Source organism: Polaromonas sp. P4_F9, from assembly GCF_056401235.1.
The window spans coordinates 65,404-74,157 of the sequence record NZ_JBFUJT010000030.1; the positions used below are offsets into that span (position 1 = coordinate 65,404).

An 8,754-nucleotide genomic window follows, 5' to 3' on the forward strand; every position below is an offset into this window, starting at 1 on the left:
CCAATCTGAGCAATCTATTCTCGCGCCTGCCACACCGACGCGCTCCAGGTAGGCGCGGCGGAGTTGATGATCTGAAGGATCTCGGGCGGGATGTCACCCGCCCCCGTCAACTGGCGAACTTCCAGCACGTCGTCGGTACCAAGTCCGGAGGGCGCCCGGAGTGCCCACTGGATGGCTTCGTCGAGCGACTTCACGTCGATGATGTAGAAACCGCCGATCAGCTCCTTCGACTCGGCGAAAGGGCCATCGACGACATAACGCTTGCCTTCGGAAACTGCGACGCGGGCACCCCGTGCCGCAGGGTTCAGGCCCTCGGACGCAACCAGGACTCCGGCCTTGTGCATCTCCTCGTTGAACGCCATGTAAGCGATAAAGAGTTTTTCGTCGAAACTCGCTTCCATGCCCGCGTTCGGTTCGTCCGTACCTGCTTGTGCCGTGATGATGAATCGCATCGTCGTTTCTCCTTGTGGATTGGTGCCTCTACTACCACGACGAATGGCGGCTCGTCAAATCGACACGGCCAGCGGGTTTTTTTCAGGTTTTCCGAATTCACTGATCTGACCGTATTCCCTGCGCTTGCGATGGCATGCGGTCTGCTAATGACGGGGCACATGGCTGACTGCCGTAAGTTTGGCCATTTCCGGCGAAGTAACGTTGACCAGCTAGCTGGGAGAAACAGTACCTTGCAGGTTCGGTGGTTTCCAGCCCCGAGCCCAATCGAGGTAGGCCTCTGCTTCCATCGGCCTTGCGATGAAATAGCCCTGTGCGAGGGCGCAGCCGAGCTGGCGCAGCAAGTTCCAGTCTGCCTGCGTTTCAACCCCTTCGGCTACCGCCGTGATGTTGAGCTTCTTCGCGATGTCGAGGCTCGATTCAAGGACCACCCTGGCGGATGCCTGTTTGGTTGCGTTGGTCACAAAGGATTGATCGATCTTGAGCTCGGTGAAGGCGATTCGCGTGAGCTGCTGCATTGAGGCGTAGCCGGTGCCGTAATCGTCAATGGACAAGCCGAAGCCCTTCATGCGCAGGCGCGCGAGGTTCTCGAGTGCTCTGCCTACATTGGTCGTGGCCACGGACTCGGTTACTTCGAGGACCATATGGCGTGGCTCTAGCCCCTGGTCGAGCACAAGCTGCGTCACGCGGTCGGCAAGGTGCACGTCGCCCAGCGATTGGGGCGACAGGTTCACCGACACGGTGGCCTGCAGCCCGGCACTGAGCCAGGTCCTGCACAGTGCCGCTGATTTTCTCAGCATGACTTCCATGAGCGTATCGATCATCCCCTTCTCTTCGAGCAGGCCGATGAACGCGTGGGGAGCGACGACGCCCCGATCAGGATGGCGCCAGCGTGCGAGTGCTTCCGTCCCCTTGATTTTCCCGGTGGCCAGTTCTACCTTGGGTTGAAGGAAAGGTTCGAATTCATTGTTCTTCAATCCTGCCACGATCTCTTCCAGCGTGAACGACGGGGCAATCGTCGGCGGGGCCCGCCGGGCCTGCACTGCCCTGTGGCGTTCGATCAACAGCCCCAGCTTTCCGGGGTTGAGCGGTTTTTCCACGACGCCCAGCAACTCGATACCGTAGGCCTCGGTCATGGTCTCGACCGAGGCGATCAGGTTGCGCTCCAGCGCACTGGCGATGATGACCGACACTGGGGACTCGCACTCGCCCAGGCGTCGGATGAATTCCATGCCGTCCATGCCCGGCATATCAAGATCGCAGATGACGATATCGATGGGACGGCTGGGGTCGCGAATGATCGTCAAGGCAACATGGCCGTCCGCCGCTTCATGGACACTCCTCGCACCCAGGCCGCCAAGCATCCTCACCAGCGTGCTGCGCTGGAAATCATGGTCTTCGGCAACCAGAAAATGTAAGTTGGTGATCGACATTTCGTTATCCTTTCGTCTGCAGCCTTTCCTGGTTTCTAGCCGGGTACCGAGCCTTCAAAGGGCGTCCAAATAGGTGTTCAGGCGTTGCAATTCGTGCTGGAAGGTGCCCATGTGGGCCTCGACCGCCGCCCAGTCACTGGTGCGGCTCGCGTGCTCGATGCGTTCGCAAACCCTGGCAAAGTCGAGCGCGCCTATCATCCTGCTGGCACCCAGCATGCGGTGGGTAGACCGGGTGATCTGCGAACTGTCACTGGTAGCCACGGCCCGCTTGAGCATGGCCGCATCCTCGTCGTTGGCGGACCGAAACTCTGTGAATATGTGGCGCTCGGTGGACGCGTCGCCGCCCGAAAATTCGGCAATGACAGACCGGTCGACAGGGGCGGTCGCTACCGGTGCCGCCAGGTGTTTGCCGGATGTCCTGGGTGGCGCCCCCGGCGTGACAGTGACCTCCGGAATGGGTAGCCATTGATCGAGCTTTTCCCCTAGCTGGCACAACTGGACCGGCTTGACAAGGTAGTCGTCCATGCCGGCGGCAAAGCAGATATCGGCCTCACCACTCAGTGCATTGGCCGTACACGCGATAACCGGGGTGTGTTTGCCTCCGGTGGACTCAAACCGGCGAATGCTGCGCGTAAGCTCATAGCCATTCATCTCCGGCATGTTGCAGTCGGTGATCACAATTCCGAACCGGCCCGACTGCCATTTGGTCAATGCTTCGGCACCGTTTTCGGCGCTCTCCGCGGCATAGCCCAGCGCATGCACCTGCCGCATCAGGAGCATGCGGTTGATCGGATGGTCATCCACCAGCAGCACCAGCGTTCCCTCCATCTCGGCCTGCACAACGGTTGGCGCATTGCGACGCGCTGCGTCGGCGGCTCGGGCCGAATCCTGCAGTTGCGCACGGCTGTTTTTTGCCAGGTCCTTCGGATCGGCGATCGGCAGTGACAAGGTGAGGATCATGGTCGTGCCTTTGCCCAGCTCGCTGACCATCTCGACCGTGCCGCCCATCATGTCAGCGAGCCGCCGGCAGATCGTGAGCCCCAGTCCGGTGCCCCCGGCACGCCGGGCCGCATCGCCCTCCCCCTGGGTGAACGGCTGGAACAGCCGCTGCTGATCTTCAGCGGAGACGCCCATGCCCGTGTCTGCAACCACAAACCGCACCTGCTCTTCTCCGTTGGTTCGTGCTATGAGCTCTGCCTTGATCTCGACCGAGCCCTTGGGGGTAAATTTGAGCGCGTTGCTGACAAAATTGTTGAGTATCTGGCACAACCGCAATGGGTCAAACATCAGCGCGGGGCTGATGTGCGGATCGGTGCTGTGCTTGAGCAGCAAGCCTCGGCTGCTGGCGTTACCAGCGTACATGTTCCTCACATGCTCGATAGCGTCCTTGATCGAGGCGACCTCGGGATGGACCTTCAGTTTTCCTGCTTCAATCTTGGAAAAATCGAGAATGTCGTCAATGATGCGCAGCAGCGACTGGCTCGATTCACGCACGATCGCGAGCGTGGCGCGTTGTTCGGCATCGAGCCGGGTCAGGCCCAGGAGTTCGAGCATGCCGAACATGCCGTTCATCGGCGTCCTGATCTCGTGGCTCATGGTGGCCAGAAAAGTGCTCTTGGCGCGGTTGGCGGTATCGGCTGCCTCCCGGGCTGCAACGAGCTCAGTCGTCCTTTGCACCACGCGCTGCTCCAGTTCCTTGTTCAGGTTCAGGGTTCGTTCCTCTATCTGCTTGCGCTCGGTGATGTCACGCAAAAATGCGCTGAACGTCCACGCCCCCTGAAGCAGCATCGGGGTAATGGATAGTTCGACCGGAAACTCGTGGCCGTCCCGGTGCAAGGCGGTGATTTCGAAGCGCCGGCTTAATATCGGTCCCTCGCTGGTGGCCAGGAAATGCTTCAACCCGCGCACATGGGCTTCACGATGTTTCACCGGAATGACAAGTTCGGCCAGCGGCTGGTCGATGGCCTCTTCGCGCTTCCAGCCAAAAATGGTTTCCGCCTGGGCGTTCCACTCCCTGACAAGTCCATGGGAATCCATGGCCACCACGGCATCCAGTGCCGTGTCAATCGTGAGCCGGGTACGCGCCTCGCTCTCGCGCAGCGCCTCAACGACCGCAGTCAGTTGCTGGGTTCTCTGGTTCACGCGCGCTTCCAGCGCGAGCCTCAACTGGTGCAACTCGGAATTACTCCGCTGCAGGTCTTCCTGGCTTTTACTGAGCTCCTCGTTGCGCTTATGGAGTGCGTCTTCCAGCTTCTTTTGTTCGGTGACATCTCTGGAGATCCCCAACAGGTAGAGCGGCCGGCCCTTGCTGTCGAGGATGGGGATTTTCTTGGTGTGCAGGATCCGGTCGCCTTTTTTGCGCGTGTGGATCGGCTCCTCCGGGATGTCCACCACCACGCCGCGCGTCAGCACCTCATGGTCTCTGGACGTGAAGGCGTCGGCCTCTTCCTCGGGGAAAAAGTCATAGTCATTTTTGCCAACCAGATCATCCCGGGAATAACCCAGCAGCTCTTCGCCGGCGCGGTTGAATCTGACAAAGCGCAGGTCGGTCGCATCTTTTACAAAAAGCATGTCGGGGATGGTTTCGATCACCGAATCGAGAAATCTGTTCGCCGCCGCCACCTCGGCCGAGCGCTGCCCCAGTGATTCCTGGCTTTGGGTGAGGTCCTTGTTGCGCTGGACGGCGGCGTCATAGGTGGACAGCAGGAGGTTGAGGATCTGCGAACGATCGGCGGTGATGAAATGCCTATGGTCATTGAAGTAGATTTCCACCCCTTTGCCCAAATCCTGCTTCCGGTGCATTTCCCGATTGACGAGAACATAACGTACGCGAGCCAGCATATAGCGCTCGTCATAGGGCTTGAGGACGAAGTTATCAGCCCCGCACTCCAGTCCACGGATCACGTCCTCCGGATCGGACATGGTGGTGACGAGGATGACCGGTGTGTTGCGAAGATCGGGCTGCGCCTTGATTCGGCGGGAAAGTTCGTAGCCGTCCATTTCCGGCATTTTCACGTCGCTGATGATCAGTGCGGGCCGGAACTGGGGCATCATTTCCAGCGCGATTCGGCCATTGCGGGCAACGCCTACTTCGTACCCCTGCTGTTCAAGAATATGCTGCAGCCGTTGGGCCTGCGTCGGGCTGTCTTCCGCTATCAGGATTTTCACAGGTGGATCGGACGATGGCGTACTTGCATTCATGATCTCAGCTCCTCCCTATCTCACGGTCATGACCATTGCCTTGCCTGACCAGCGCAATCAGCGCATCGGCGATCTTGTCTGCCGGTAATACCTGTGTGGCGGCGCCCAGGGCAATGGCGGCACCCGGCATGCCGTGCACCACCGAGCTTTCCTGATTTTGAGCGATGGTGACGGCCCCTTTGGCCTTCATTGCATTCAATTCCTCGGCGCCGTCCTTGCCCATGCCCGTCAGCAATACGCCCAGCGCGTTCGGGCCGTACACTTCGGCCAGCGAGCGGAACAAGAAAGACACGGCCGGCCGCAGATGATTCTCCGGCGCCTCCCGGGTCAGGATGATGTTGCCGCCGATGCCGATGCCCATGTGGAAATCGTCCGGTGCCAGGTAGACATGACCTGGCAACGGACTTGTTCCGTAGGAAGCGATGTGAATCTGCAAGCTGGTGGTCTGGTTCAACCACTCGGCCATTCCGGCCAGAAATCCGTGTGCAATGTGCTGCACAACGAGCACCGGCGCGGGAAAGTCCTTTGGCAATCCCGAGAGGATGGTTTGCAGCACCGGTGGTCCACCGGTGGAGGCGCCGATGCCGATGAGTTTGATCTGCGCTGGAGTACGCTGCCGCTGCGCGCCTGGGGCAGGATGGGCCAAAGGCAATGGAGCCGGCCGCCTGTGGGCCGTGCGGCGCACGACCTTCACCTCGGACATCAGCTTGACCGTTTCGAGCAGATGAGCGGCCGTCGCCTCAAAATCGCCATGCTCGGCAGCAAAGGGTTTTTCAATGCAGGCGATGGCTCCCGCTTCCATGGCGCGGAACGTCACGGCGATGTCGGTGACGTTGCTGTGGGCACTGCAGATGACGATAGGTACCGCATGCGTCTCCATGATGCGGCGCGTCGTCTCGAAACCGTCGAGCCGCGGCATGTCAATGCCCATGAGCACGACATCGGGCTTGTTGTGATTGATGAAATCGATCACCGCCTGGCCGTCACCGACGGCGCCGACAACCCGGATCTGCGGATCCGATTCGAGCAGGTGCACGAGCAGCATGCGTGTGACCGCTAGGTCTTCCGCCACCAGTACGTTGATCTTGCCATCAGTCATGAAAGACTCACTCGGTTAAATCAGCCGCCGTACTGCCTCGATCAGGTTGCTCTGGTCGAAGCTGCTCTTGACAATATACGCATTGGCGCCAGCGTCGATGCCGCGCTCGCGGTCCTCCCGCGTTTCCAGCGCCGTCACCAGCACCACCGGTAGTTCTGCCAGTCTGTTGTCGGCGCGTATCCTCGCCGTCAGGTCAAAGCCGTTGAGCCGCGGCATTTCCACATCGGAAACAAGCAGGTCGAACTTTTCGGCGCGCAACAGGGTGAATGCATCCATTCCGTCCACGGCTGTTTTGACGTCGTAGCCGGCGGACTCCAGGATGCTCTTGATGAGCATTCGGGAGGTGATGGAATCCTCGGCGACGAGTACCATCCGGGCCTCTGCCGGTTTCGCTCCAGCTGCAACGCGCAGCGGCACCCTGCCCGCTCTCCGGGCAGATTTGAGCAGGTCGGTCACATTGAGAATGGGTGCCACCTGACCGGAGCCAAGCACTGTGGCACCGGCGATATTGCGCACGCGCAACAGCGGTTTCCCCAGGCGCTTGACCAGTACTTCCTGTTCGTCCAGCACAGCGTCGACCGCAAACGCGATACGCTGATCGGCCGCGCCGAGGACAACGACCGGCGTGCTGGCGGGCAGTTCGCCGTTGTGCGGCATGGACGGCAACTCAAGCACCTCAGCCAGCCGCACCAGGGCAATGGCGCGCCCGTCCAGTGCGATGGTTTCGCGCCCCTCCACCGCCAGAATATTGTCGGCCTTCACGCGCGCCACACGTTCAACGTGGGAGGTGGGCACAACAAACAACTGCTCCTGCACTTCGATCAGAACTCCCCGAAACGTCGCGAGCATCGACGGCAGCACGATGCGAAAACAGGTTCCCCGGTGCGGTTGACTCTCGACCGTGACAGTCCCTCCCAGTTTTTGAGCCTTCTCGCGCACGATCGCCAGGCCCAGTCCACGACCGGACAGTCGGGTAATCATCGCGCTGGTGGACACTTCGGCCTGGAAAATCAGCGCCTGCGCCTGAGCGTCGTTCAACTGGCGCGCCTCGTCCGCCGAGACAATCCCCTGCTTGATGGCCGACTCCTTGACCTTTGCTGTGTCGACGCCTGCGCCGTCGTCGGACATGGAAATTTCCACCTTGCTGTCGCTTACCTGGGATACGGTGAGCGTGATCGCGGCACGGGAGGGCTTGCCCAGGCGCATGCGTGATTGGGGCGTCTCGATACCGTGATCAACGCTGTTACGCAGCAGGTGGACAAGCGGGTCCTTGATCTCCTCCAGGATGCGCTTGTCGATCGCAATCTCCTCGCCATGGACCGTAAGGTCGGCTTCCTTGCCTTGATCGCGACACAGGTCGCGCACCAGTTTCGGAAATGATGTGGAAATGGTGGCAAACGGCAACATGAGCAGTTGCTTCGAGTCCTCCAGCAGGTCATCCACCAGTTTGCCAATGGCATAGCGATCGTGCTGCGCCGTCCGCTCCAGTGCCACGGCCTCGTCTTCCACGGTTTTGATGTAGTCCATGCTCCAATCAAAAAAATCCAGCACCCGGGCCAGCTCCGCAGAGGAATGTGTCGGAGAGCCTGGCTGATCGGATAGCAGACGCAGCTGGCGCACTTCCGGCTCAACCGCGCCCCAGGCATTGCGCCAGGCTTCAAAGCGGCCAGACAGTTCGCGCAAATCAGTCACCCGCTGGCCGACAGTCAGTTTGGCCATCAGCATTTCCTCGGCCTCCAGTAGTCGCGCCTCCAGTTTCGAGACAGCGACGCGCACGGTTTCCTGGTGGCCCATTTCCGTCGCGACGGGTGCAGGCAAAGGCACAGCAGGTTTCTCAACTTCGATGACGGGCGGCGCCGTCGCTGCGTCGTCGTCGTTGGGCGGCCGCCCGGCAGCAGCGGACTCCCGAGGGCTCAAAGAAGAAGCCGTTCCCAACTGGCGCAACGACGACAAGGCAGACTGGTCACCGGCGCCGCCGGAACCTATGGGCGCGGCCAGCGCAGAGGCGATGGCATCGAGTGCGCGATGCAGCGCGTCGAGCGCATCGGGCGACGGCAAGCTTTCCTGCCGCTTCCAGCTGGCAAACACGTCTTCCATCGACTGGCACAGCAACTCGATCTCGGTGAAATCCACCGCCCGTGCCGCCCCCTTCAGACTGTGCGCGGCGCGGAACACCGTCTCCACGATCTGGCCGTGGACCTGCGCAGAAGGCGTTCTTTCCAGCTCCAGAAAACCGGTCGAGATCGTCTGCAAATGCTCTTCGGCTTCGACCTTGAAGGTCGCGCGGAGTTGTCGGATAAATTTGTCTTCTTTGGTGCTCATGACGATGTTGTTGATTACACCTTGTAGCGCTCAGCCATCTGCTTGAGCCGCTGGCCGAGTTCGTCCAGGTTGCGCGCCGCAACCTCCAGCTGCCTGGCGCTCGCCACGTTCTGCGTGCTCGCCTGCTTGATGCTCTCCATCGCGCCCGCCACCTGGTCAACGCCCACCAGCTGCTGCTGGCTCGATGCCGCAATCTGCGTGGCCGCCTGCGCCGCCTCCGTCACGTTGCCCGCCAGCGCCTGGATCGAT

Annotated in this window: 5 protein-coding genes and 1 pseudogene; all 6 read right to left on the minus strand. The window is 60.7% G+C overall.

The window, feature by feature from the left end; translation table 11 throughout:
• Positions 1-14: 14 nt before the first annotated feature.
• Complete coding sequence (locus AC1DUB_RS22145; protein ID WP_477731338.1) at positions 15-452, minus strand: YciI family protein; 438 nt, start codon at positions 450-452, stop codon at positions 15-17.
• 210 nt (positions 453-662) lie between these two features.
• Positions 663-1,883: an EAL domain-containing response regulator gene (locus tag AC1DUB_RS22150; RefSeq protein ID WP_477731339.1), complete on the minus strand. Its 1,221-nt coding sequence runs from the start codon at positions 1,881-1,883 to the stop codon at positions 663-665.
• A 54-nt stretch (positions 1,884-1,937) separates the two neighbouring features.
• Positions 1,938-5,084 carry a response regulator gene (locus tag AC1DUB_RS22155; RefSeq protein WP_477731340.1) on the minus strand — a complete coding sequence of 1,049 codons (3,147 nt, stop codon included), beginning with the start codon at positions 5,082-5,084 and terminating at the stop codon, positions 1,938-1,940.
• Positions 5,085-5,088: 4 nt separating this feature from the next.
• A complete protein-coding gene (gene cheB, locus AC1DUB_RS22160) occupies positions 5,089-6,183 on the minus strand; it encodes a chemotaxis-specific protein-glutamate methyltransferase CheB (protein ID WP_477731341.1) in 1,095 nt (364 codons plus the stop codon).
• Between the two features lie 15 nt (positions 6,184-6,198).
• The gene (locus AC1DUB_RS22165; RefSeq protein ID WP_477731342.1) at positions 6,199-8,505 is read right to left on the minus strand and encodes a hybrid sensor histidine kinase/response regulator; all 2,307 of its coding nucleotides are present in this window, start codon (positions 8,503-8,505) and stop codon (positions 6,199-6,201) included.
• Between the two features lie 14 nt (positions 8,506-8,519).
• Positions 8,520-8,754 (minus strand): annotated as a pseudogene (locus tag AC1DUB_RS22170) (chemotaxis protein); the annotation flags it as partial.